Source organism: Ruegeria sp. BA12 (genome assembly GCF_056539625.1).
Genome location: NZ_JBQFVF010000001.1, coordinates 1,017,302 through 1,040,597 on the forward strand (window position 1 = coordinate 1,017,302; position 23,296 = coordinate 1,040,597).

At 56.1% G+C, this 23,296-nt stretch carries 23 protein-coding genes and 1 tRNA gene; 8 read left to right on the plus strand and 16 right to left on the minus strand.

Annotated features, from left to right (window positions below; translation table 11 throughout):
• From ACR0B0_RS05030 to ACR0B0_RS05040, 3 genes are read right to left on the minus strand one after another with little or no spacing between them, the layout of a single operon-like run.
• The gene (locus tag ACR0B0_RS05030) at positions 1–258 is read right to left on the minus strand and encodes an acyl carrier protein (protein WP_170348740.1); all 258 of its coding nucleotides are present in this window, start codon (positions 256–258) and stop codon (positions 1–3) included.
• A gap of 32 nt (positions 259–290) precedes the next feature.
• Positions 291–1,382 carry a UDP-3-O-(3-hydroxymyristoyl)glucosamine N-acyltransferase gene (gene lpxD / locus ACR0B0_RS05035; RefSeq protein ID WP_480646674.1) on the minus strand — a complete coding sequence of 364 codons (1,092 nt, stop codon included), beginning with the start codon at positions 1,380–1,382 and terminating at the stop codon, positions 291–293.
• 35 nt (positions 1,383–1,417) lie between these two features.
• Positions 1,418–3,022: a L,D-transpeptidase family protein gene (locus ACR0B0_RS05040; protein ID WP_170348742.1), complete on the minus strand. Its 1,605-nt coding sequence runs from the start codon at positions 3,020–3,022 to the stop codon at positions 1,418–1,420.
• A 3-nt stretch (positions 3,023–3,025) separates the two neighbouring features.
• On the opposite strand from ACR0B0_RS05040, the gene ACR0B0_RS05045 reads away from it, so the two are divergent.
• Together ACR0B0_RS05045 and mepK are read left to right on the plus strand one after the other, a co-directional pair.
• A complete protein-coding gene (locus ACR0B0_RS05045; RefSeq protein WP_170348743.1) occupies positions 3,026–3,244 on the plus strand; it encodes a hypothetical protein in 219 nt (72 codons plus the stop codon).
• A 132-nt stretch (positions 3,245–3,376) separates the two neighbouring features.
• On the plus strand, positions 3,377–3,946 hold the full coding sequence (gene mepK / locus ACR0B0_RS05050; protein ID WP_170348744.1) for a peptidoglycan L,D-endopeptidase MepK: 570 nt from the start codon (positions 3,377–3,379) through the stop codon (positions 3,944–3,946).
• Positions 3,947–4,173: 227 nt separating this feature from the next.
• On the opposite strand, the gene ACR0B0_RS05055 is transcribed toward mepK, so the two are convergent.
• The 10 genes from ACR0B0_RS05055 to iscR all read right to left on the minus strand — a co-directional run bounded on the left by ACR0B0_RS05055 (position 4,174) and on the right by iscR (position 12,693).
• Positions 4,174–4,250: transfer RNA gene (locus ACR0B0_RS05055), tRNA-Arg, on the minus strand.
• A gap of 66 nt (positions 4,251–4,316) precedes the next feature.
• On the minus strand, positions 4,317–5,537 hold the full coding sequence (locus ACR0B0_RS05060) for a cysteine desulfurase (RefSeq protein ID WP_480646676.1): 1,221 nt from the start codon (positions 5,535–5,537) through the stop codon (positions 4,317–4,319).
• A gap of 13 nt (positions 5,538–5,550) precedes the next feature.
• Complete coding sequence (locus ACR0B0_RS05065; protein ID WP_366550304.1) at positions 5,551–6,117, minus strand: YIP1 family protein; 567 nt, start codon at positions 6,115–6,117, stop codon at positions 5,551–5,553.
• A complete protein-coding gene (locus tag ACR0B0_RS05070) occupies positions 6,114–6,599 on the minus strand; it encodes a YIP1 family protein (RefSeq protein ID WP_170348747.1) in 486 nt (161 codons plus the stop codon). The genes ACR0B0_RS05065 and ACR0B0_RS05070 overlap by 4 nt, the downstream gene beginning before the upstream one ends.
• On the minus strand, positions 6,599–7,882 hold the full coding sequence (gene sufD / locus ACR0B0_RS05075; protein ID WP_170348748.1) for a Fe-S cluster assembly protein SufD: 1,284 nt from the start codon (positions 7,880–7,882) through the stop codon (positions 6,599–6,601). The genes ACR0B0_RS05070 and sufD overlap by 1 nt, the downstream gene beginning before the upstream one ends.
• On the minus strand, positions 7,882–8,637 hold the full coding sequence (gene sufC, locus ACR0B0_RS05080; RefSeq protein ID WP_170358524.1) for a Fe-S cluster assembly ATPase SufC: 756 nt from the start codon (positions 8,635–8,637) through the stop codon (positions 7,882–7,884). Before sufC ends, sufD begins: the two co-directional genes overlap by 1 nt.
• 39 nt (positions 8,638–8,676) lie before the next feature.
• Entirely contained in the window at positions 8,677–9,552 is an 876-nt protein-coding gene (locus ACR0B0_RS05085; RefSeq protein ID WP_170348750.1) for an FkbM family methyltransferase, read from the minus strand.
• A gap of 39 nt (positions 9,553–9,591) precedes the next feature.
• Positions 9,592–11,112 (minus strand): Fe-S cluster assembly protein SufB, encoded by a 1,521-nt coding sequence (gene sufB / locus ACR0B0_RS05090; RefSeq protein ID WP_170348751.1) that lies wholly within the window; start codon positions 11,110–11,112, stop codon positions 9,592–9,594.
• An 18-nt stretch (positions 11,113–11,130) separates the two neighbouring features.
• Positions 11,131–12,174 carry a cysteine desulfurase family protein gene (locus ACR0B0_RS05095; RefSeq protein WP_170348752.1) on the minus strand — a complete coding sequence of 348 codons (1,044 nt, stop codon included), beginning with the start codon at positions 12,172–12,174 and terminating at the stop codon, positions 11,131–11,133.
• A gap of 60 nt (positions 12,175–12,234) precedes the next feature.
• A complete protein-coding gene (gene iscR / locus ACR0B0_RS05100; protein WP_170348753.1) occupies positions 12,235–12,693 on the minus strand; it encodes a Fe-S cluster assembly transcriptional regulator IscR in 459 nt (152 codons plus the stop codon).
• A gap of 177 nt (positions 12,694–12,870) precedes the next feature.
• Here iscR and ACR0B0_RS05105 point away from each other — a divergent pair, with 177 nt between their 5' ends.
• The 6 genes from ACR0B0_RS05105 (at position 12,871) to ACR0B0_RS05130 (ending at position 19,185) form a co-directional block, all read left to right on the plus strand.
• Positions 12,871–13,524 carry an alpha/beta hydrolase gene (locus tag ACR0B0_RS05105; RefSeq protein ID WP_170348754.1) on the plus strand — a complete coding sequence of 218 codons (654 nt, stop codon included), beginning with the start codon at positions 12,871–12,873 and terminating at the stop codon, positions 13,522–13,524.
• The gene (locus ACR0B0_RS05110) at positions 13,524–13,769 is read left to right on the plus strand and encodes a hypothetical protein (protein ID WP_170348755.1); all 246 of its coding nucleotides are present in this window, start codon (positions 13,524–13,526) and stop codon (positions 13,767–13,769) included. Before ACR0B0_RS05105 ends, ACR0B0_RS05110 begins: the two co-directional genes overlap by 1 nt.
• Positions 13,766–14,920, plus strand: coding sequence for an HD domain-containing protein (locus ACR0B0_RS05115; protein ID WP_480646678.1), 1,155 nt, complete (start codon positions 13,766–13,768; stop codon positions 14,918–14,920). The genes ACR0B0_RS05110 and ACR0B0_RS05115 overlap by 4 nt, the downstream gene beginning before the upstream one ends.
• Before the next feature lie 391 nt (positions 14,921–15,311).
• Positions 15,312–15,647 carry a DMT family transporter gene (locus tag ACR0B0_RS05120; protein ID WP_226688434.1) on the plus strand — a complete coding sequence of 112 codons (336 nt, stop codon included), beginning with the start codon at positions 15,312–15,314 and terminating at the stop codon, positions 15,645–15,647.
• Between the two features lie 76 nt (positions 15,648–15,723).
• Entirely contained in the window at positions 15,724–17,541 is a 1,818-nt protein-coding gene (gene typA, locus ACR0B0_RS05125) for a translational GTPase TypA (protein WP_170375397.1), read from the plus strand.
• Positions 17,542–18,000: 459 nt separating this feature from the next.
• Positions 18,001–19,185 carry a hypothetical protein gene (locus ACR0B0_RS05130; RefSeq protein WP_480646680.1) on the plus strand — a complete coding sequence of 395 codons (1,185 nt, stop codon included), beginning with the start codon at positions 18,001–18,003 and terminating at the stop codon, positions 19,183–19,185.
• Positions 19,186–19,322: 137 nt separating this feature from the next.
• On the opposite strand, the gene ACR0B0_RS05135 is transcribed toward ACR0B0_RS05130, so the two are convergent.
• The 3 genes from ACR0B0_RS05135 to alaS all read right to left on the minus strand — a co-directional run bounded on the left by ACR0B0_RS05135 (position 19,323) and on the right by alaS (position 23,265).
• On the minus strand, positions 19,323–19,946 hold the full coding sequence (locus ACR0B0_RS05135) for a transglutaminase-like cysteine peptidase (RefSeq protein WP_170348760.1): 624 nt from the start codon (positions 19,944–19,946) through the stop codon (positions 19,323–19,325).
• Between the two features lie 357 nt (positions 19,947–20,303).
• Positions 20,304–20,591, minus strand: coding sequence for a DUF1330 domain-containing protein (locus tag ACR0B0_RS05140; RefSeq protein ID WP_170348761.1), 288 nt, complete (start codon positions 20,589–20,591; stop codon positions 20,304–20,306).
• Position 20,592: 1 nt separating this feature from the next.
• On the minus strand, positions 20,593–23,265 hold the full coding sequence (gene alaS, locus ACR0B0_RS05145; protein WP_480646683.1) for an alanine--tRNA ligase: 2,673 nt from the start codon (positions 23,263–23,265) through the stop codon (positions 20,593–20,595).
• Between the last annotated feature and the right edge of the window lie 31 nt (positions 23,266–23,296).

The following is a 23,296-nucleotide window of genomic DNA, read 5'->3' on the forward strand; positions in this document are numbered from 1 at the left end:
TCAGACCTTTTCCGACACAAGCTTTTCGATCCCGGCAATGATCGCTGCCACATTTGAGATATCGAAATCGCTGGCTTGTGGTTCATTCGCGTTGAACGGGACCGAGATATCGAACTCTTCTTCGATGGCGAAAATGCTCTCGACCAGACCCAGGCTGTCGATACCCAGATCTTCAAGTGTACTTTCGGGCGTGACGTCCGAAGGCTCCAGCACGGCCTGCTCAGCAATGATTGCGATGACGCGGTCGGTGATGCTCATGTCGGTCCTCTGATTTTCCCGTTGCGGATGATTTAATCACTCGGGGGCTGTTTGAAAACAGCCTTTTTCAACGCCTCGACGTCACGCGCCATGCGGGGCAAACGACGTTGTGCTTTGTAGATGTCGGTATGGGTTTCCATTTTGATGGCCGGATATCCCATTAGTACCCGACCCGCAGGAACGTTGGACAGGATTTTAGTGCCGCCCGCCGCTATCACGCCGTCACCGATAAAGATGTTGTCGACCACGCCGGTCTGGCCACCCAGTACCACGTTATTGCCAATCTCGACCGAGCCGGAAACGCCAGCCTGACCACAAATTAGACAATCCTGCCCAACCCGTGTGTTGTGCCCCACATGCACAAGATTGTCCAACTTGGACCCGTTTCCGATGCAGGTATTCCGGATCGTTCCGTTGTCGACGGTACAATTGGCGCCGACCTCAACGTCATCCCCGATCTCAACTGCACCCAGCGAGTGAATGCGAAGCCAGCTTTGCGCCCGCGCATCACCTTTGTCGCCCATTGTTTTGCGGACATTCTCAACATCCGAAACCTCGGGGGTAACAAAGCTGAACCCGTCGCTCCCGATCCGTGCGCCGGGTTGGGCAATGAAACGATCACCGATCTGCGCCCTGGACCCGATGCTAACCATCTCACGCAACATGGCGTTTTCGCCCAGAACCGTATCCATGCCAATCACGCAATGCGGGCCGATAACTGCGCCTTTGCCAATACGAACCCGCGCACCGATGACGGCCAAGGGGCCGATGGCTGCGTCTTTGGGGATTTCCGCGGTCGGGTCGATCACGGCCGAAGGGTGAATACCCGGCGCTACGCCCTGCCCGCGATCCAACATTGTGGTGATCCCGGCCATCGCCATACGCGGACGGGGCACAAAGATGGCCGCCTCCAACCCTAGCGCTTGCCAATCCGCACCTTCCCACAACACGGCTGTCCGTGCCGAGCTGCCGCTCAGCGCCTCGGCATATTTCGGAGACATCGCCATCGCCAGATCAGTCGCCGCTGCATCACCCGGCTCAGCCGCGCGTTCAACGATCAGGCCAGTATCGCCCTGGCAGTCTGCCCCAAGAGCGTCGGCGATTTGCTGGATGGTATAGTGCATATCGGGCTTCCCGGTTTAAGGATCTGCCCCGCTGATTACCCCTGAACGTCCGGCAGGGCCACCCCTGCTTTCTGCAAGGCCTCCCAGATTTTCCGATCACGCTCATAGACATCCCGGCGATACTGAACCTCACCCTTGGGGCCGACATAAGCCGTGCGGTAGATCAGGTGAACCGGAACATGCTGTTCCAATTGCACCGTGGTTTCCTTACCCGTGGCCAGAACACGCTGAAAAAACGCCTTTGGGTTTTCTTCCTGCTTGGCCAACAACGCATAGGCGAAATCAAACGGATCTGCCAGGCGGATACACCCGTGCGAGAACGCCCGCACCTCACGCGCGAACAGACTTTTCTGAGGCGTATCATGCAGATAGATGTTGTACTTGTTGGGGAACATGAACTTCACCAGCCCCAGCGCATTGCTTTTGCTGGGCGGTTGGCGCATCGCAAACGGAAAGTTCCGCGCGTTGAACTGAGTGAAATCCACCGCGCCGCGATTGACCTGCCGACCGCTGCGGTCGGTGATCTGGATATGGCCAACGGCGTTGGGATTTGATTGCAGTTGGGGCAGGTATTCCTTGGTGATGATCGAGCGCGGCACATACCAACTGGGGTTGATGACCATATGCTCCATCTTGTCCGAGAACTCGGGGCTGCGTCGGTCATGTGTGTTCTTGCCGATCACCGCGCGCGTTTCGAACGTGACCAACCCGTCATCGACGATCTTGGCCGAGAAATCAGCCTGATTTACCAAAATGTGCCGCTCACCCCGTTCGCGCGGCAACCAGCGCTCGCGCTCCAATGCGACATAGACAGCCTTTAGACGGTCGGAGGCACTGCGGTTCAACTCAGAAATCGTGCCCTGACCGGCCACACCGTCCGGCGCAAGACCATGATCTGTCTGGAACGCCTGAACGGCACCCAACAAAGCCGCATCAAACTCCGGGCTGGCGGTAGGACGCAAATACCCCATGGAAACCAAACGATTGCGCAGTTTTATTACATTGGGTCCGGTGTCGCCATATTCCAACTTAGCAACAGGAACCGTCGCGCCCCAACCGCCTTGATGGATGAGGTCCTGCAGCACCAACTTCTGCTTCATCAAGGCCCGGTACTGGGTTGTTTGCGGGGCCAATTGATCGAAATACGAGCCATTTTCCCCTGCGATCAACCCCTGCAAGTGCTCCTTTGTCGAAGCCCTTTGAACCTTGCGCACTAACCCATCATCAATCTGGGATGGGCGCAGCGCGCCCGACTGGAGATTGCGCGCGTATTCAGCGAAAGCGCGGGTCAGACTGACCTCAACAGCGCCCAGATCGCGCGTCGTACGGGCCTCTTGCATCTGTTCCACAAGGGACTGGACGCTGTCCGAACCCTGCGGCAATCCATGCATATCGGTCGATGACAAGGCCTGGATCAGCCGTGCGCGGCGCGCCGAATGCAGCGGCGTTTCGCCAACCCAAACCGGGGCAAAACCATTCTCGCGGTAAAACTCGGCGATTCCTGACCCCGAGGGCGCAAATTCGGCAACAGCCATCTGAAACGCCGTCGCTGGCCGGGTGTCTGCATTCACTACGGACGCCGAAGCCAGAAAACATGCGGTGAAAATAATACCAGAACGGGTCCGAATACCTGAGAACATTGGATGGCCTTGATTATTCATTATTTTACGCAGCAGAAATGCGCGCGGATCAAATATGGTTACGCCTTGGGCGCGTTGTCTATTCACAAACGTATCAACCTGGCGCATCTTTCGGTGCGTGATGCGTCTTTGCATCGCCCGGCGGAAATGCGCCGCCAAATGTCTCAATATTATACATATTCGCATCACCTGCGCAAAAAACTGCCGAAATTTCCCCCTTGAATTGATGAATCCGAAAGACTTCTTGGCGGACAAAACCGACTGTGTCATAAATCCCGCATCTGGGATGGGAAAAAATTAATATCGCGCGCGTAACATCGTGTGCAGGCAGGAACAGTACGGGACGAAACTGAAATGACGATGAGCAGTACATCGGGCTTGACCCGACGTGCCCTTCTGGGCGCATTTGCAGCTACGGCAGTTGTGGCCGCACCGACCTATTCCAATGCAGCAGGTTTCCTTCGAGGCGGCGGCGATATCCGACGTATTCGTATGTATTCCGGTCGCACCGGCGAACGGATTGATATGATATATTGGGTCGATGGAAAATACATCAAGGACGCTGTCAAAGAAGTGAACCACTTCATGCGTGACTGGCGGACTGATCAAAGCAAAGACATGGATCTGCGCACGATCGACATCATGGCTGCATCGCATAACCTTCTGGACGTAAATGAGCCCTATATGCTGCTGTCCGGCTATCGTTCTCCGCAAACCAACGCGATGCTTCGGTCTCGTTCTCGTCGGGTTGCCAAGAACTCATTGCACATGAAAGGCCAAGCGGCTGACCTGCGCCTGTCGTCGCGTTCAGTGTCGCAAATGGCCAAGGCTGCAATGTCCTGCCGCGCTGGTGGAGTGGGCAAGTACTCCCGCTCGAATTTCGTCCATATGGACTGCGGTGAGGTCCGTAGCTGGGGCGGTTAACACTTCCAAAATCTTAAAAAACAACGAGCGCCTCTGGGCGCTCTTTGTTTTTAAGTAACCTAGAATTACTCCTTATGAAAAGAACAGTTCAACCTCGATGAACTGCGTTCCATCGACCAGATATTGTCGCTTACCGGACTGTATCAGAACCAGTCATCATAGCGTCAAATTAAGGGACGCAGTCTCCAATATAGGACACTCAGAATAACTGCTAATGCGAGGTGGTATGGCGCACCTGAGAGGATTCGAACCTCTGGCCTCTGCCTTCGGAGGGCAGCGCTCTATCCAGCTGAGCTACAGGTGCCTTGGCCGTTAGCTATCCTTGTTCCGATCCGGGTGCAACTGAAAATCCACCCGGATCGACCAGCTTTTAGGCAAACAAATCATGCGCCAGTTCAAGGGCATCGACCAGCGTGTCGACCTCATCTTTGGTGTTGTACAGTCCAAAGCTGGCGCGGCAGGTGGCGGTCACGCCGAAAAAATCCATCAGTGGACCAGCGCAATGATGACCGGCCCGCACGGCAACCCCTTTTTTGTCGAGGATCGTCGACACGTCATGCGCATGCCCTGCACCATCCAGCGTAAAGCTGAAAATAGCGGCCTTATCGGGACGTGTGCCTTGTACCTGCAGCCAGTTCAAACCGGTCAACCGCTGCATCGCATAGTCGCGAAGCGCGCCTTCGTGGGCGGCGATGTTCTCCATCCCCAGGTCCATCATATAGTCAAGCGCCACGCCCAAACCAATCGTTTGCACGATACCGGGTGTTCCGGCCTCAAACTTCATTGGGGGGTCGTTGTAGATCACCTGATCTTTGCTGACCTCTTTGATCATGTCGCCGCCACCGATGAAGGGGCGCATCTCGGCCATGCGTTCGGATTTGATATAAATCGCGCCCGAACCGGACGGGCCATACAGCTTGTGCCCGGTGATTGCATAAAAGTCGCAGCCAATATCCGACACATTGACCGGCATATGCACGGCACCCTGGCTGCCGTCGACCAGCACCGGAACGCCTTTGGCATGCGCACCTTCAGTAATGGCCTTAACATCCACCACCGTTCCCAGCACGTTCGAGCATTGCGTGACCGCGACCAGTTTGGTCTTGGGACCGATTGCATCGATCACGGCCTGCGGGTCCAGCCCGCCATCCGCATCGATATCGACCCACTTCAGGACAACCCCCTGCCGTTCGCGCAGGAAATGCCAGGGAACGATGTTGGCGTGATGCTCCATGACGCTAAGGACAATCTCATCCCCGGCCTGAAGGCGCGGCATCGCCCAGCCATAGGCCACAAGGTTGATCCCCTCGGTCGTGCCCGAGTTCAGGACGATCTCATTCTCATCCGCCGCCCCAAGGAAACGGGCGATGCTGCCGCGGACGGACTCGTACTTTTCGGTCGCGAGGTTGGACAGGTAATGTAGGCCACGATGCACATTCGCGTATTCCTCGGCATAGGCGCGGGTCACCGCATCGATCACCACCTGAGGTTTCTGCGCAGAGGCACCATTGTCCAGATAAGTCAGCGGTTTGCCGTTTACCTCACGTGACAGAATCGGAAAGTCCGCGCGGATTTTTTCTACGTCATACATGGTCTTCATATCCCTATACCGGGCCGCTGGGTGTTAAAGCGAGGACAAAGGGGGCTGCGATCAACGCAGACAACACTATGACCCCAAAGGATTTCCAAAGCGTTCCGAACTTATGCGCTTCATTGAGGAAATGCAGCGTGACGTAAAGGCTCACCAGCGCTGTGGCGAACAAAAACAGCACCATCAAAACCGGAACGAAAATGGCCAGCACAAGCGTTACGAACATCGCTGCGCTTTGCAGGAACTGCAACCAGACCGTCAGCGTCATGATCTCGTCGAATGACGCGCGCCCGCCCAGCAAACGCCCGACGAACAGGAACGCCGCAATGCTGAACATCATTAGGGCGGCCGAGCGGATAAGGCTCATGAAAATCGGTTCGGGTGTTGGAACATTCAGGCCTTCCGGCGAAGGAACCAGATGTTCGATCCCAAACTGCACCAGCCCATTCAAAACGACGGCCAGACAGAAGGCCAGCCACAGAACTTCGCGCCCGGCGCGAAAGGATAATAGGTGCCGGGCCGCTTCAGCCGGGTTGACCAGCGTCAGGACCGCAATGTTACCTAGGGTCGAGAAATTCATTCCGCCTGCCTTTGTGTTTGTCTCAAGCCCGCCAGCCAGAACCAGATAAACACGCCAAACCAGGCTGCCCCTACCAGGGTTAACGCAGGTCCTGGCCCGATGAGACCCGCCACCAGACCGTTCAACAACACCAATGGTGTCGACGACAGTAAAGCCCAAAACAAAGCCAGACGGGCACCATAAGCCGTGCCGCGTCCGCCAACCAAACGAGCGGCCCCGTATGATACGAACGCCAGAAGGTAAAACAGCAACGGCAGTATGAAAACAGTGCCTAGCAAAGCCGCGGCCATCAGCGCGTTCAGCTCAAGCCCTTCCAAATGCGCCCGCCGCGCTAGGCCGGGAAGCTGTGCGATGAAAGCCACCACGCAAAACCCCATGACAAAGACCAAGGCCCTGTCTTCCCGCTGCCCCAAATCCAGAAGCCGACGCACGACGCGCCCCGGCCCCCGGTAAGTGGCCACGATATCCGATGTGACTGGCATCAGCTGCGGCGCGCCAGCCAATCTTCCAAACGGTTCACGATCTTTTCAGCAACTTCGCTGTCTTCGATCTCGTCCACCGCTTCGGCCAGAAAGGCCAGTGTCAGCATGTTGGTTGCGTCCTTGACTGGAACGCCGCGTGATCGCAGGTAGAACAGAGCCGTCTCGTCAATCGCGCCCGAGGTCGAGCCGTGTGAACAGGCCACATCATCGGCATAGATCTCAAGCTCGGGCTTGGCGAGGAACTGGCTGTCGTCGTCCAACAGAAGCGACTGGCTGATCTGATAGCCATCTGTCTTCTGCGCGCCTTCTTTCACGAGGATCTTACCCTGGAAGACGCCGGTCGCACCGTTGCGCAGAACCTTCTTGAACACCTGGCGGCTTTCGCAGTTCACCGCGTCATGGGTGATAAACACTGTGTCGTCATGGTGAAAATCACCGTCTCCGACACATGCACCTGCCACATGGGCAACCGCATCATCTCCGGTCAGTTCCACGACCTGCTCATTGCGGGTCAGAACGCCGTTTGCGGTCAGGGTAAATGACTTATAGGTCGATTCCGTTCCCAGACGGGCGAACATATGAGTCATTGCCCGACGTTCATGATCGCGACCTTGCGCGCGCACATGATGCAGCGTCCCATTGTCGGCGATGTCGATCTCCATCACCTTGTTAAAGCGCGACGCGGCCGGACCAACCTCAAGCACGGTGACTTCGGCATCTGGTTCGACACGGATCACGTGATGCAGCATCGCGTCCGATGTTTCCGAGGCGTGACGATACATCAGGCAGATCGGCTTGGACGGTTTGCCTGTCACATGGATGGCAACACCATCTTTGGCAAAGGCTGTGTTCAGCGCAGCCAGCGGACGCGGCACTGGGGTCTGGCCACGGCTCTCTAACGCGCCATACAGCTCTTTGGCCCAGTGAATATCCTTGCCGCAGATATCCTCGATCCGGTCGATCATCACACCCTCAAGTGTCAGATCATCGGATTCCTCGGGGCTGAATACTCCGTCGACGAAGACAATTTTCAGATTGTCCATGTCTTCGAAAATCATGGGCTCGCCCGCATCGAAAACCTCGGCGCGCGGTGCTTGAGCCGAGATCAGCGTATCAGGACGTGTGTACTTCCAGTACTCATCGCGACGGCCAGGCAGGCCCATCTCTTGCACACGCGCAAGCGCATCCTCGCGTGCGGCACGGGTGCATCCGCACATCTCGGGCATGGCCAGGGATGCCAGCCGCTCCTCGGTTGCGGTCAGTTTCTCTTGTGGCAAAGCCATCAGTTCACCTCGGCCAGAATGTCGGCATAGCCATTATGTTCAACTTCCAACGCCAGCTCGGGTCCGCCGGTCTTCACGATACGACCGTCGGCCATGATGTGTACGACGTCCGGTTTGATGTGATCCAGCAGCCGCTGATAGTGGGTGATGACCAAAAAGCTGCGACCTTCGTTGCGCAGCGCGTTCACGCCTTCGGACACCAGCTTCATCGCATCCACGTCGAGACCCGAGTCGGTTTCGTCCATGATGCACATCTTGGGTTCCAGCATAGCCATCTGCAGGATCTCGTTACGCTTTTTCTCACCGCCCGAGAAACCAACATTGACCGGACGCTTGAGCATATCGGCGTCGATTTTCAGCGTCTTGGCCTTGGCGCGGACTTCTTTCAGGAAGTCTGCCGCTGACAACTCCTCTTCTCCGCGCGCTTTACGCTGAGCGTTTACCGCTGTGCGCAGGAAAGTCATGTTGCCAACGCCGGGAATTTCGACCGGATACTGGAACGCAAGAAAGACGCCAGCGGCAGCACGCTCTTCTGGCTCCATGTCCAGCAGGTCTTCGCCGTCCAGCGTCGCCGTACCTTCGGTGACCTCATAGCCGTCACGTCCCGAAAGCACATAGCTGAGCGTCGATTTGCCCGAGCCATTCGGTCCCATGATTGCGTGTACCTTGCCAGGCTCGACCGTCAGGTCCACACCCTTGAGGATTTGCTTGTCTTCGTCTTCAAGCTGTACGTGCAGGTTCTTGATTTCCAGCATGTTTTCTCTTTCTGCCCCAGTCAGGGAGCGCGTATCGTTTCAGGTTGTTTTGTGCAATTGGTCAACATAACTATTCGCGGATTCCTCAGAAATTTCTCCACGTTTCAATAGTTCTGTCAGAGAAAGAGCCGCGACATCGAAGCTTTCGAATACCGAGTCGGCCAGAATGGCGAGGTGCTTTAGTTTTTCGCTTTCCACTTTATCCAAGTTCAACAAGTTTCGCAGAAACACTGCGTCCCCATCGGTCAACTGGTTGGCGTGAAACCTTGGGCGCAGGCGTTTGGACAACTTGCTTCCATGCAACGCTCTCGGTTTGAAGAAGAGAAACTTGTGAAGAGAGTATCCGTATCTTTCCAAAACAGTCATCTGAGCATTCAACAGTGGTTGGTCCTGGTAGATGGGAATCGCAGCCACTTCAGAAATAACCGCGCATGCCTCGCTCAGCTTTTTGCCACCTTCTTCAAAAATCTGGGTCTCGGCACCCTGAACGTCGATTTTGAGCAAATCAAACTCGGGCAAGCCTTCAATATCGTCCAGACGATGTCCGACAACATCCAACTTTTCTTTAAGCGTGAGTTGTTTGTCCCACTTCCCTAGAGTTGCCAACCAATCCGGATTTGGCTCGTAAAAAGACGTAAAACCACTGCTCCTGTAGACGTTGAGCGTTTGTTCACCTCCGCACCCCACAGCATACGGTAGATAGTGTTCCTGCGATCCTGCTGACTCAACCAATTGGGCATATGCCTCTGGTTGAGGTTCAAAACCCCACACTTCACACAGCTTCGCATCCCTGAGTTTGTAGTACGGTGATTCATCTAGTGGATTGGCTCCGATATCCACGACGCGCGTTAATCTTGCCGGACCGAGAAGATCGATCAGGTGGTGCAACCTGTTGATGTCAAAAAATTTTGGCATTTCACAGTCGTCCCAGAGGAAGCCTTTTCCAGAATCCTTCTACCCAACCGAGCCTTCCAGCGAGATTGCAACAAGCTGCTGCGCTTCCATGGCAAACTCCATCGGCAATGCCTGCAGCACGTCCTTGCAGAACCCGTTGACGACCAAGGCCACGGCTTCTTCCTCGTCCATACCGCGCTGGCGGCAGTAGAACAGCTGATCGTCGTCCACTTTGGATGTCGTCGCTTCGTGTTCCACACGGCTCGAGTTGTTCTTGACCTCGATATACGGAACCGTATGTGCGCCGCATTTGTCACCGATAAGCAGGCTGTCACACTGCGTATAGTTCCGGCTGTCCTTCGCCTTTGGGTGCATCGAAACCAGCCCGCGATAGGTGTTCTGCGCCTTGCCCGCGCTGATGCCCTTGGACACGATGCGCGACTTTGTGTTCTTACCCAGGTGAATCATCTTGGTGCCGGTGTCGGCCTGCTGATAATTGTTGGCAATCGCGATCGAATAGAACTCACCCTGGCTTTCATTGCCACGCAGGATGCAGGACGGGTATTTCCAGGTCACGGCCGAGCCGGTTTCGACCTGCGTCCACATCACCTTGGACCGGTCGCCCCGGCAATCCGCCCGCTTGGTCACAAAGTTATAGATACCGCCCTTGCCGTTTTCATCACCGGGGAACCAGTTTTGAACGGTCGAGTATTTAACTTCAGCATCTTCTTCGACGATGATCTCAACCACAGCGGCATGCAACTGCGCGGTGTCACGTTGCGGCGCGGTGCAGCCTTCCAGATAGGACACATATGATCCCTTATCGGCGATGATCAGCGTGCGTTCGAACTGACCAGTGTTTTCGGCGTTGATGCGGAAATAGGTGCTCAGCTCCATCGGGCAGCGAACACCCGGTGGGATGTAAACGAACGATCCGTCCGAGAATACGGCCGAGTTCAGCGTGGCATAGAAGTTGTCGGATACCGGAACCACAGTGCCCAAGTATTTCTTAACCAGTTCAGGGTGTTCCTTGATCGCCTCAGAGATCGAGCAGAAGATCACACCAGCCTTGGCAAGCTCATCCTTGAAGGTTGTACCAACAGAGACCGAGTCAAATACCGCGTCCACAGCGACCTTACGGCCTTCGGCGGGCGCATTCTCGGCGCCTTCGACGCCGGCCAAAATCATCTGTTCTTTCAGCGGAATGCCCAGCTTTTCATAGGTGGCCAGCAGTTTGGGGTCGACCTCGTCCAGCGATTTTGGCTTTTCTTCCATCGACTTGGGACGGGCATAGTAATACTGGTCCTGAAAGTCGATCGGCGGGTAATGTACCATCGCCCAGGTCGGCTCTTCCATCTTGGTCCAGCGTTCAAAGGCCGACAGACGCCATTCGGTCATCCATTCGGGCTCTTCGTTTTTGTCAGAGATCAGTCGAACGATATCCGGGTTCACACCTTTGGGCGCGTACTCCATTTCGATATCGGTATCCCAGCCGTATTTATAAGTGCCAGCCTCGCGCACCGCGTCCACGGTTTCCTGATCGACACCTTCTTTTACCTGGGTCTGGTCCAAAGCGGCCATTTCCTTCACTCCGTCAAGTCACGCGGCACGCGCGCGATGCTTTTTCTCTTTTTCCAGCCACGTTTCGGCGAAACGCAGCACATCTTCTTTCGTCGTAAAAGGTCCCAGCGAAACGCGTATTGCGCTGGCTGCCGTGACCTCATCATACCCCATTGCCGTGAGGACCGCGCTGGCGCGCACCTTGCCACTGGAACAGGCAGAACCCGCGCTGATGGCAAACCCCGCCAGGTCCATTTGCATGACCTGCGTTTCGCCTTTCCATCCCGGAGTGGCAAAACACAATGTGTTAGGCAGGCGATCCTGATCCTTCCCGACAAAAATAGTCAATTTAGAACCGGCCTCAAGGGCATTTTCTAGAATATTTCTAATTTCTTTGACCTGGTCCCAAACCCCATTGGCAAGATCCCGTGCAGCGGCTTCTGCTGCGGCCCCGAAGCCCGCGATTCCAATGACATTTTCGGTACCCGACCGGCGCCCCATTTCCTGACCACCGCCTTGAATTTGGGCAGGCAAATCCGTGCCGCGTTTCATCACAACAGCACCAACACCCTTGGGGCCACCCAATTTATGCGCTGAGATCAGCGCCATTTGGGCACCCAGCCAGTTGAAGGCCACCGGTAGTTTTCCAAAAGCTTGCGTCGCATCGGTTACAGCAAGCCCCGCAGGCAAAGCCTGCACGATACCGGTTTCCGAATTCGCCAGCTGCAAGGTCGATTGAGCAGGATCGGAGACTTGAACGCGGCCCGAGGCGTCCGCTGGCAAGTCTTCTGTAATCCAGGATCTTACCGCGTCATGCTCAACAGCAGATCCATGCAGGCCACGCCCGCGTAAGGTCAGCGCCGCCCCCTCGGTGGAACCCGACGTGAATACGATATCCGCCCCATCTGCCCCAAAGGCCGCCGCGATTTGCGCCCGCGCCTTCTCGATCAAGGCCTTGGCGGCACGTCCCTCGGCATGCACCGAAGACGGGTTGCCGCAAACCTCCATCGCCGCGATCATCGCCTCTCTGGCCTCGGGGCGCAAAGGAGTCGTGGCATTATGATCCAGGTAAACACGACTCATGGAGTCACCTTTTCACGAATGCGAAGTGGTATCGCGTTTTCATAGCCCAAGTGCATAATCTCACTCGTCCACCACTGCAAACAGGCTCGGAACCGCGGGACACGGGGCCAAATCGTTCCTGATTACGTCCGACAGTCGGGTTTGATGCAGAAAAACATAAACATGGGCGCTTAACCCTTCCCACAAGCGGTTGCTTAGCGATTGCGCCCGGCTTCCTGATGACGCACCCGACGCCCCTGCGCCTTTTTGCAGCGCATCCACTGTTTCGTCGACCGCCGACAGAATCTCGACCACGCGAATTTCCGAAGGCGACCGCGACAACCGATACCCGCCACCCGGTCCGCGAACCGATGAGACCAGATCGGCTCGGCGTAGTTTCACAAACAATTGCTCAAGATAAGGCAGTGAGATGTCCTGCCGCTCAGAAATCTCACTCAGCGTTACAAGCGTATCTGTCGGTTGCAGGGCGATATCGGCCATAGCTACCATCGCGTAGCGACCCTTGGTCGAAAGCTTCATTCTCGTCCCCTTTTGGTCGATAACGCGCGAAAACATTGACGCCGCCGCTGCCAGTGCGTATCTCCGACGGGCAGCGCATTGCGCAATGCAAAATTATTAGAACCGTTCTAAGGTGCCCGACGATAACCGTCAAGTATATCCCGGCACCAAGAAGAAAAAGACAGGACCAAAGCACACATGCCCGAGGTGATTTTTCCCGGACCCGAAGGCCGCCTGGAAGGCCGCTACCACCCGCAAAAGGAAAAAGACGCACCGATCGCCATCGTGCTTCATCCGCATCCTCAATTTGGCGGGACCATGAACAACAAGGTGGTCTACAACCTGCATTACGCATTCTACAACATGGGCTTTACCGTTTTGCGGTTCAATTTCCGTGGCGTGGGTCGCAGCCAGGGTGAATACGACCAGGGTGTTGGTGAGTTGAGCGACGCAGCCTCGGCGCTGGATTACCTGCAGTCAATGAACAACAACTCGAAACACTGCTGGGTCGCGGGTTTCTCGTTTGGTGCATGGATCGGCATGCAGTTGTTGATGCGGCGCCCGGAAATCACCGGCTTTATCAGCGTGTCACCCCCTGCAAACATGTACGACTTTTCATTCCTGGCGCCCTGCCCGTCCTCGGGCCTGATCATCAACGGATCAGCCGACCGCGTGGCACCACCTGCGGACACAACCTCGCTGGTGAACAAGCTGCACGAACAAAAGGGAATCACCATCACCCATAACGAGGTTGATGGCGCCGATCACTTCTTCCAGGATCGTCACATGGATACTCTGATGACCGATGTCAGCGACTATGTGAAACGCCGCCTGACCGAGAACACACGCTGATGTCTGACACCATCACCACCCTGGCCGCCAAGCTGGCCGAGGACACAATGAAAGTGATGGATGAAACCGGCGACGACCGTTTCTTTGTCGAAGTGGGCGAACATCTGGGAGCGTCCTCGCAGACTTTGGAAGAAGCCTTCCTGACCGAAATTCGCGTGCGGTTGGCCGAGCGCAAAGCCCGCAAGTTCGTGATCCAGAGGCTCTCGGATCACCGCTCCAAATTGAAAGCGATCGAAAAACAATGACAAACAGACTGTCCGCGCAAATCGAATTTCTCAAACGCGTGGACAGACTGAAATCGGTCGATCGCGCGAATTTTCTTCTGGATCAATCCCGCGCTGAAAACGCGGCTGAACACAGCTGGCAACTCGCGCTTTGGGCGCTGGTTATGCAACCTTTGGCTGATGAAGGTGTCAGCATTGATCGGGTCATCCGCATGCTGTTGCTGCATGATTTGGTCGAAATCATCGTTGGCGATCATCCGATCCATCTGCAAACCGACTGGCAAGCGGTCGAACGGGCCGAGCAAGCCGCCGCGTCAGAATTGTTCGATCTTTTGCCCGAAGATCAGGCCGAGGCTTGTCTGAACCTGTGGCAAGAGTTCGAGGCCGATCAGACCCAAGACGCCAGATTCGCGAAATCCCTTGATCGCTGCCAGCCGATGTTTCAGGTCCTCTGCGCCGCGGCCCCGAGGGCGGATCACAAAGCTATTGTTCAGGACAATCTGAACGGCGGGCGGGCCGCTTATCTGAAGACCGAATTTCCAGACGCCTATACCGCAGCGCAAAGCCTGCTGAACGGAGACACCCCTGCACAGACTTCATTCTCAGCTCGCCTTGGATTTCTTGCCGAAAGCGACCAACTGAAATCCGTCTACCGGGCTTCGCGCCTGCTCAGCGGTGAGCGGTTCGAGAATTCGGCCGAGCATTCATGGCACATCATGCTGTACGCCTGGATTCTGTCCGAATACGCAGCACCCGATGTGTCCATTGACCGCGTTTTACAAATGCTTCTGCTGCATGATGTTGTTGAGATCGACGCCGGGGATAACCCCATTCATGGTCATGTCGACCACGCGGCCCAAGAAGCCGAAGAGCAAGCCGCAGCAGAGCGCCTGTTCGGGATGCTACCGGATAATCAAAAGGCGACCTTTCTGTCTCTGTGGCATGAGTTCGAAGCGGCCGACAGTCCCGATGCCCGCTTTGCCAAGGCAGTCGACCGTTTTCAGGCACCAGTCGGAAACCTGGCAACGGGCGGCGGATCATGGGTGGATTATGATGTCAGTTATGCGCAGATCGAAACCCGTGTCGGCACTCCGGTCAAACGCGGCGCACCCGACTTGTGGGCGTGGCTGCAACCCCAGCTAGATGCCTATTTCGCTGCCACAACAATGTAGGAAAAGAAAAAAGAGGCCAAAGGCCTCTTTTTCCCTTGTTTCGGCAGGCGCTCAAACCTGAAAACTATCTAACCGTTCAACAAACTTGGCCGCGTTTTTGTCGACGGACCCCCCGCCAGCAAGCCACCCAAGCGCCACGATCAAAGCCGAAACAAAAACTATTATTCCTGCAAATTTCGTCATGCGATGTAACCTGGAAAACAAAAATCATTAAAAAACAACGCGTTTTTAACATAACCTAGGGTCAAAAAATAGTCAGGTTATCCATACTTCCCAAATGGCTAATGTTTTTGCCTTAGCGTCATTGCGCATGCCGAGATTCCGAAATTTTGCTTGCTCGCTTTGCCGTTTTCATGCTCAACCTCGCAAAACATTTGTCGAGATACCTACCGTGCCCAAAGCCTATCTGATCTTGTTGCTGGCGGTCATCGCAGAGACCATCGGCACAACGTCCCTGCAAGCCAGCCAACAGTTCAGTCGTTTCTGGCCCTCCGTTCTGGTGGTTGTCAGCTATGGCATTGCTTTTTACCTGCTGGGCCTGACGCTAAGATACATGCCAGTCGGAATTGTTTATGCGATCTGGTCCGGGCTTGGCATCTTTCTGATCGCGATCATTGGCTTCATTGTTTTCGGGCAAAGGCTGGACTGGCCAGCCGTCATTGGATTGATCATGATTTTGGCCGGAATCCTTATCATTCACCTGTTTTCCAAGACGGCCGGCCACTGATCGCCGGTTAGGGCTGGTCTATTTGGTCAAACCACGCTATGCGCGCGGCAACTTCCCGTTCAAAGGCTGACCTCTCATGGACCTGCGCAATATCGCAATCATCGCTCACGTGGACCACGGCAAGACGACCCTGGTGGATGAGCTGCTCAAACAATCCGGCGCGTTCCGGGAAAACCAAGCTGTGGCTGAACGCGCCATGGACAGCAACGATCTTGAACGCGAGCGTGGCATCACCATCCTGGCTAAAGCCACCTCGGTCGAGTGGAAGGGCACGCGCATCAACATCGTCGACACACCCGGCCACGCCGATTTTGGTGGCGAAGTTGAGCGGATTCTCAGCATGGTTGACGGCGTTGTATTGCTGGTCGATGCCGCCGAAGGCCCGATGCCACAGACCAAGTTTGTGACCTCCAAGGCGCTTGCGCTGGGACTGCGCCCGATCGTCGTTTTGAACAAGGTCGACAAGCCCGACGCCGAACCCGACCGCGCGCTGGACGAATGTTTCGACCTGTTCGCCAACCTTGGCGCTGATGATGACCAACTGGACTTCCCGGCAATGTACGCATCGGGCCGTTCGGGCTGGGCAGATATGGAACTGGACGGACCGCGCAAGGACCTGACCGCGCTGTTCGACCTGATCGTTGATCACGTCCCTGCCCCGCAACAGGCCGAACGCAAGGACGAACCGTTCCGCATGCTGGCGACCACGCTGGGCAGTGATCCCTTCATCGGCCGTATCCTGACCGGCCGCGTGGAAAGCGGCACGCTGAAGGCGGGCGACAGCCTCAAGGCGCTGTCCCGCGATGGCACCCTGATCGAGAACTTCCGCGCGTCGAAAATTCTGGCGTTTCGTGGCCTCGCGCAGCAACCCATCGACGTGGCCGAAGCTGGGGACATCGTTACCATCGCAGGGATGAGCAAAGCCACCGTTGCGGATTCGTTGGTATCCCCGCAGGTCGAAGAAGCCCTGCCCGCCCAGCCCATCGATCCACCGACCATCACTGTGACCTTTGGCATCAACGATTCCCCTCTGGCAGGTCGTGACGGCAAAAAGGTCCAATCCCGCGTCATTCGTGACCGACTGATGAAAGAGGCCGAATCCAACGTCGCCATCCGCATCACCGATACCCCCGGGGGCGAGGCGTTTGAGGTCGCGGGTCGTGGCGAATTGCAAATGGGCGTTCTGATCGAGAATATGCGCCGTGAAGGCTTCGAACTCAGCATTTCGCGCCCGCAGGTTTTGTTCCGTGAGGAAGACGGCCAGCGTCTGGAACCCATCGAAGAAGTCACCATCGACGTCGATGACGAGTTTTCGGGCTCGGTGATCGAAAAGATCACCGGTGCACGCAAAGGTGAATTGGCCGAAATGCGCCCCGCCGGTGCAGGCAAAACCCGGATCATCGCACACGTCCCTTCACGCGGGTTGATCGGGTATCATGGCGAGTTCCTGACAGACACACGTGGCACCGGCGTTCTGAACCGCGTGTTCCACGGCTGGGCCGCGCACAAGGGCCCGATCCCGGGCCGTCGCGCAGGCGTTCTGATCTCGATGGAGAAGGGTCAGGCCGTGGCTTATGCCCTGTGGAACCTAGAAGAGCGCGGCCGCATGTTCGTTGCCCCACAAACTGACGTTTATCAGGGCATGGTTATCGGTGAGCATTCGCGCGACAATGATCTGGAAGTGAATCCGCTCAAGGGTAAAAAGCTGACCAACGTCCGCGCAAGCGGATCTGACGATGCCGTACGGCTGACGCCCCACGTTCAGTTCTCGCTAGAGGAGGCGATTGCCTATATCGACGATGATGAATTGGTTGAGGTCACCCCAAACGCTGTACGTCTACGCAAGCGCTTTCTGGACCCGCATGAACGCAAGCGTATGGCAAAATCTGCCTGAGTCACCCATAGGTTTAGTTTCCAAGATGGCAACAATGTCACACATTGAATGATTTTACACGCCATCTTGGTATAATAATACATGAAAAGCCCACCGTTTCGGTGGGCTTTCTCTTTGTTTTTAATGTATTTTATGTGTGCAGAATTTTTTACCAACAAGAATTCAAAGTATGCCCCTCTTGTAAATGTGACCTAAAATAGGTGTAATTGTGGTTGAAGTGTGGCACAATTATTGTGTCAAAACGTCAAGCACGAATTGTCGTGCGATAGTGTTAGTAACGAGTTCTGAAGGAGCTACGCCATGCGCGTGAAAACTCATTTATTATCTTTTGTATTTGTCTCAGCAACATTACCGTTCATCACCGCCAGCGCGGCGCAGGCGGAAAGATGCAACATCAAAACAGCCCGACAATCGGTATCGACAGAAACGTTGTGCGGCTGCTCAGTCGTCGATACGCGCATGTTGCGCTATATTCAACGCCGAGCTGATTTCGAGGACATTCTGGCCCGTACACTTGATAGTTGTCCGGCTTTTGCGGCTGTCCTGACTGATTTGCCAACGGCGTCCACGGCTGCATCTGATCGCGATAGTGATAGCGACACCTTTGGCGATTCAGGCAACGGTGATAACGGCGGCGGCAGCAGTGACGACGGTGGCGGCAACAATGGCGGCGGTGGCGGCGGCAATAACGGTGGCGGCGGCGGCGGCGGCAATAACGGTGGCGGCGGCGGCGGCGGCAATAACGGTGGCGGCGGCGGCGGCGGCAATAACGGTGGCGGCGGCGGCGGCGGTAATAACGGCAATGGCAACGGCGGCAATAATGGCGGCGGTGGCAATTCCGGCAACGGCAACGGCGGCAACAATGGCGGCGGTGGCAATTCCGGTAACGGCAACGGCGGCAACAATGGCGGCGGTGGCAATTCCGGCAATGGCAACGGCGGCAACAATGGCGACGGTGGCAATTCCGGGAACGGCAATGGCGGCAATAATGGCGGCGATGGCAATTCCGGTAACGGCAACGGCGGCAACAATGGCGGTGGTGGCAATTCCGGTAACGGCAACGGCGGCAACAATGGCGACGGTGGCAATTCCGGTAACGGCAACGGCGGCAACAATGGCGACGGTGGCAATTCCGGTAACGGCAACGGCGGCAACAATGGCGGCGGTGGCAATTCCGGCAATGGCAACGGCGGCAATAACGGCGACGGTGGCAACTCCGGCAATGGCAACGGCGGCAATAATGGTGGCCCGGGCAATGGGAACGGGAACGCCGGAAACAGCGGTAATGGCGGCGGCAACAACGGTGGTTCAGGACCGGGCACCGGTAATGGCGGCAGCAATAATGGCCAAGGCGGCGGTAGCGGCAATGGCGGTGGCGGTTCCGGGAACGGCGGCAGCAATGGCGGCGGCACCGATGGCGGCAGTGGCAACGGCGGCAATAACGGTGGCCCGGGCAATGGGAACGGGAACGCCGGAAACAGCGGTAATGGCGGCGGCAACAACGGTGGTTCAGGACCGGGCACCGGCAATGGCGGCAGCAACAACGGACAAGGTGGCGGCGGCGGCGGCAACGGTAATGGCGGCAGCACAGGCGGCGCTTCTGGTGGAAACGCTGGCGGCCCCGGCAGTGGTGGAACGTTTTAACCGAACAGCTGCATCTGACTTGCGTCCTTAGATTCGGATTTGAATGGTCAGACCAAGCTAAAACCTATGGAATGCACAAAGGGCGACCTCAGGGCCGCCCTTTTTTCCCTCCAGCCTGAGGGGAAATGGAAAAAGTCTCAGCTACGACCGTAAACGCCGACCCAACCGCTGGGTTTCCTGGGGTTTTGCATGCGAAGGAACAGATATTGCGTGGCGGCCCACGGTTTGATCTGATTGGTTAGGTTATCCAAAACCAAATCCCCGGCTGCCGAGCGATAGACAAGCACGGCATGTGAATTGCGCTTTGCATCTAACACAGTCGCGATCAGCAATTTACTGGGATCAACCCCGGCCCGAATTAAATCGCGTTTCTTAAGCAGTGCAAAATCTTCGCAATCTCCACCACGAGAGGTCGGCAAGGCCCATCTTTCCGCGGTCCGATATTGCGACCGATCTGTCACCGCGCGTGTCGTAGCATTCACTTGACGATTTACGTGCTGAATAATCTGCATCTCTTTCTGGCTGGACATGGATACAGTTGCTTTGGTCGAACACGCCCATCTGTATTGACGGCACAATTGCCGAGCGCCTGACGGCGGCGGCGACACGGCTGCAATCTGGATAAAGCGTCCCTCGGTTGCTTGTGCATCGGTGCCAACACCCAAAGTTCCTAACGCCAATGCGGATACAGCAACCAGTCGACCAATTGATGAGATCAACCGTGCAGATACATCTCTGAGTTCATTGCTCAACAGCTTCATGCCTGTTCCTCGACCATTATTCATCCTCGCAATTGCGGACAAACAGGACCGTAGATCGTTTAGCTTAACTATCAGTAGACGGGGTCGTTTGCGCAATCTGAGGTGAAGTTGCAAGGAAAAAGAGGCGGAAATTCGTTCCGCATTTTGACCATTTCAGGCAAGAATTGTGAGGGCTCGGCCACAATCCAAAAGTTACGTAAGGTTAACTTAGCGCAAGTTATTGAAGACAAATAACTGTAATATATAGAAATATTGCGATGTCAAAAAAGCCAGACGACTCATCAAGTTGCCTGACTTATCCATTGGCTAAATTCCGCTTACACAACCAGAAGTTGGCCAATCTTTGGCGGTCGAGCTTTATTCAGTGGTCTCGACAATCAACAATTCACGTTCACTAGCCCCGCGTGCATGGTCCAGCGCCTGTTGATATTCGGGTGAATTGTAGCATTCCACTGCGGCCTCGACTGAGGGGAAACGGGCAACAACATTGCGTGGGCGCTCTTTCCCTTCAAGCTGCACATACCGTCCAGCACGTGCGATGAACGAGCCCCCGTGCTTGGCAAGCGCCGGTCCTGCCAGTTCAGCATATTTGCCATAGGCCTCGTTGTCTGTCACGGTCACGTGGGCAATCCAAAGTGCCGGCATTTTATCCTCCCAAAACTTGTTCTGCGGCTTTGATTGCCGCTTCTGAATTTGACGCATCCCGGCCACCGCCCTGCGCCATGTCCGGGCGTCCGCCGCCACCCTTACCACCCAGTTCGACCACTGCAGCCCGTACCAAATCAACGGCTGAAACCTTGTCGGTCAGGTCCGATGTTACACCAGCAGCCACGGCAGCCTTGCCACCGGCATCCGCAATCAACAGCACCGCGCCCGAGCCCAGACGGCTTTTGTGTTCGTCAATCAATGCAGGTAGATCCTTGCCGGAAACTCCGCTCAGCGCCTGCGCCAGGAAAGGCACACCGTTCACTTCGCGCGTCTCGGCTCCGCCGCCCTGCCCTGCACCACCGGCCATCGCCAGATCACGGCGCAACTGAGCAACCTCGTTTTGCAAGGCTTTGCGCTCATCCAGCAGAGACTTGACACGGGTGACCACATCATCCGGCTGCGCTTTCAATTCCGAAGCGATCTGACCCAGCCGCTGATCTTGCGCGGACAGATGCCGGAATGCCTCATCCCCGGTCAGCGCCTCGATCCGGCGCACACCGGCACTGCTGGCACTGTCACCCAGTACAACAAACGTGCCGATATCACCGGTCTGACGCACATGCGTGCCGCCACACAGTTCGATGGACCATGTATCACCGTCATGACCCTTGCCTGTCTGAGCTTTGCCCATCGACACAACCCGGACTTCGTCACCGTACTTCTCACCAAACAGCGCCTGCGCACCCAGTTCGCGCGCATCGTCGGGCGTCATGATTCGGGTTTCAACGGTCGAGTTCTGGCGAATGAATTCATTCACCTCACGTTCAATCTTTTGAATCTCATCAGGGCTAAGCGCCTTGGAATGGCTGAAATCGAAACGCAGCCGATCTGATGCATTCAGCGAACCGCGTTGTGCCACGTGATCACCCAGCGTTTCGCGGAGCGCCTCGTGCAGCAAGTGCGTGGCCGAATGGTTGGCCCGGATCGCTGTTCGACGGGCATGATCAACCTCAAGCTCAACAGCATCGCCCTTAGACAAAGTACCCTGACTTACCGTGACCCGATGCGCATAAACCTTACCTTCTGCAAACTTGCGCGTGTCTTCGACCTGCGCCACGTCTTGCAGGTTCTCAAGACGCCGAATTTCCCCGGTGTCCCCAACCTGACCACCAGCTTCGCCATAGAAAGGCGTCTGGTTCACGACAACCCATCCCGAGCCGCCCTTTTCAATCTTGTCGACCAAAGCGCCATCAACCACCAGAGCTGCCACCTGCCCTTCGGCTTTTTCGGTGTCGTAACCCAGAAAATCGGTGGCGCCCGCTGCATCCAGAACGTCAAACCAAACGGCCTGATCCGCTGACTCACCGGACCCGGCCCAAGCGGCGCGGGCCTTGGCTTTTTGCTCGGCCATGGCCGCATCGAACCCGTCCGTATCCACAGTCCGGCCTTTTTCACGCAATGCATCTTGCGTTAAATCCAGTGGGAAACCGTAAGTGTCATACAGCTTGAACGCCGCTTCACCAGACAATGCACTGCCTTCAGGCAGGCCAGAGACCTCATCATCCAACAGCTTAAGACCGCGATCCAGCGTCTGTTTAAAGCGGGTTTCTTCCAGCAGCAGCGTCTCTTCGATCAGAGCTTGCGCCTGACCAAGCTCGGTATATTGCGCGCCCATCAGTTGCACCAGCGCGGGCACCAACCGGTGCATGACCGGGTCTTTCGCGCCCAGCAAATGCGCGTGACGCATGGCGCGGCGCATGATCCGCCGCAGAACGTAGCCTCGTCCGTCATTCGACGGCATCACACCATCTGCGATCAGGAACGACGTCGAACGCAGGTGATCTGCAATCACCCGGTGATGCACGTTCTGATCACCATAAGGATCAACACCCGTGGCGTCCGCCGACGCCTCGATCAGGGTTTTGAACAGGTCCGTGTCATAGTTGTCATGGCTTCCTTGCAGCAGCGCCCCAATTCGCTCCAGCCCCATGCCGGTGTCGATCGACTGCATGTCGAGTTCGACCATCGAGCCGTCTTCGAACTGCTCGTTCTGCATGAAAACGATGTTCCAGATTTCAATGAACCGGTCGCCGTCTTCCTCGGCCGATCCGGGAGGGCCACCCCAGATGTGATCGCCATGATCATAGAAAATCTCGGTACACGGACCGCACGGACCGGTGGGGCCCATCTGCCAGAAGTTGTCATTGGTGGCGATACGGATGATCCGGTCTTCTGGCACACCAACCTTCTTCCAGATTTCAAACGCCTCATCATCGGTGTGATAGACAGTGGTCAGCAGGCGGTTCTTGTCGACACCGAATTCCTTAGTGATCAACTCCCAGGCAAACGGGATTGCCTCGGGTTTGAAATAATCACCGAACGAGAAATTCCCCAGCATTTCAAAGAACGTGTGGTGCCGTGCGGTATAGCCCACATTGTCCAGATCGTTGTGCTTGCCGCCCGCGCGCACACATTTCTGAGCGGTGGTCGCACGCTGGTAGTCGCGGGTTTCCACACCGGTAAACAGGTTTTTGAACTGCACCATCCCCGAGTTCACGAACATCAAGGTTGGGTCGTTGCGCGGGACCAGAGGGCTGGACGGCACCACTTCGTGCCCCTGTTTGTCAAAGTAGTTCAGAAAGGTTGATCGGATATCATTCAGCGTGGGCATAAGGCTCTCTCGGCGCGCAATCATATTGTGT

Excerpts from the sequence above, each read along its gene's own strand:
- ACR0B0_RS05030 (WP_170348740.1), bottom strand. The coding sequence starts at position 258 with ATGAGCATCACCGACCGCGTCATCGCAATCATTGCTGAGCAGGCCGTG.
- lpxD (WP_480646674.1), bottom strand. The coding sequence starts at position 1,382 with ATGCACTATACCATCCAGCAAATCGCCGACGCTCTTGGGGCAGACTGC.
- ACR0B0_RS05040 (WP_170348742.1), bottom strand. The coding sequence starts at position 3,022 with ATGTTCTCAGGTATTCGGACCCGTTCTGGTATTATTTTCACCGCATGT.
- ACR0B0_RS05045 (WP_170348743.1), top strand. The coding sequence starts at position 3,026 with ATGGCCTTGATTATTCATTATTTTACGCAGCAGAAATGCGCGCGGATC.
- mepK (WP_170348744.1), top strand. The coding sequence starts at position 3,377 with ATGACGATGAGCAGTACATCGGGCTTGACCCGACGTGCCCTTCTGGGC.
- ACR0B0_RS05060 (WP_480646676.1), bottom strand. The coding sequence starts at position 5,537 with ATGTATGACGTAGAAAAAATCCGCGCGGACTTTCCGATTCTGTCACGT.
- ACR0B0_RS05065 (WP_366550304.1), bottom strand. The coding sequence starts at position 6,117 with ATGAATTTCTCGACCCTAGGTAACATTGCGGTCCTGACGCTGGTCAAC.
- ACR0B0_RS05070 (WP_170348747.1), bottom strand. The coding sequence starts at position 6,599 with ATGCCAGTCACATCGGATATCGTGGCCACTTACCGGGGGCCGGGGCGC.
- sufD (WP_170348748.1), bottom strand. The coding sequence starts at position 7,882 with ATGGCTTTGCCACAAGAGAAACTGACCGCAACCGAGGAGCGGCTGGCA.
- sufC (WP_170358524.1), bottom strand. The coding sequence starts at position 8,637 with ATGCTGGAAATCAAGAACCTGCACGTACAGCTTGAAGACGAAGACAAG.
- ACR0B0_RS05085 (WP_170348750.1), bottom strand. The coding sequence starts at position 9,552 with ATGCCAAAATTTTTTGACATCAACAGGTTGCACCACCTGATCGATCTT.
- sufB (WP_170348751.1), bottom strand. The coding sequence starts at position 11,112 with ATGGCCGCTTTGGACCAGACCCAGGTAAAAGAAGGTGTCGATCAGGAA.
- ACR0B0_RS05095 (WP_170348752.1), bottom strand. The coding sequence starts at position 12,174 with ATGAGTCGTGTTTACCTGGATCATAATGCCACGACTCCTTTGCGCCCC.
- iscR (WP_170348753.1), bottom strand. The coding sequence starts at position 12,693 with ATGAAGCTTTCGACCAAGGGTCGCTACGCGATGGTAGCTATGGCCGAT.
- ACR0B0_RS05105 (WP_170348754.1), top strand. The coding sequence starts at position 12,871 with ATGCCCGAGGTGATTTTTCCCGGACCCGAAGGCCGCCTGGAAGGCCGC.
- ACR0B0_RS05110 (WP_170348755.1), top strand. The coding sequence starts at position 13,524 with ATGTCTGACACCATCACCACCCTGGCCGCCAAGCTGGCCGAGGACACA.
- ACR0B0_RS05115 (WP_480646678.1), top strand. The coding sequence starts at position 13,766 with ATGACAAACAGACTGTCCGCGCAAATCGAATTTCTCAAACGCGTGGAC.
- typA (WP_170375397.1), top strand. The coding sequence starts at position 15,724 with ATGGACCTGCGCAATATCGCAATCATCGCTCACGTGGACCACGGCAAG.
- ACR0B0_RS05130 (WP_480646680.1), top strand. The coding sequence starts at position 18,001 with ATGTTGCGCTATATTCAACGCCGAGCTGATTTCGAGGACATTCTGGCC.
- ACR0B0_RS05135 (WP_170348760.1), bottom strand. The coding sequence starts at position 19,946 with ATGAAGCTGTTGAGCAATGAACTCAGAGATGTATCTGCACGGTTGATC.
- ACR0B0_RS05140 (WP_170348761.1), bottom strand. The coding sequence starts at position 20,591 with ATGCCGGCACTTTGGATTGCCCACGTGACCGTGACAGACAACGAGGCC.
- alaS (WP_480646683.1), bottom strand. The coding sequence starts at position 23,265 with ATGCCCACGCTGAATGATATCCGATCAACCTTTCTGAACTACTTTGAC.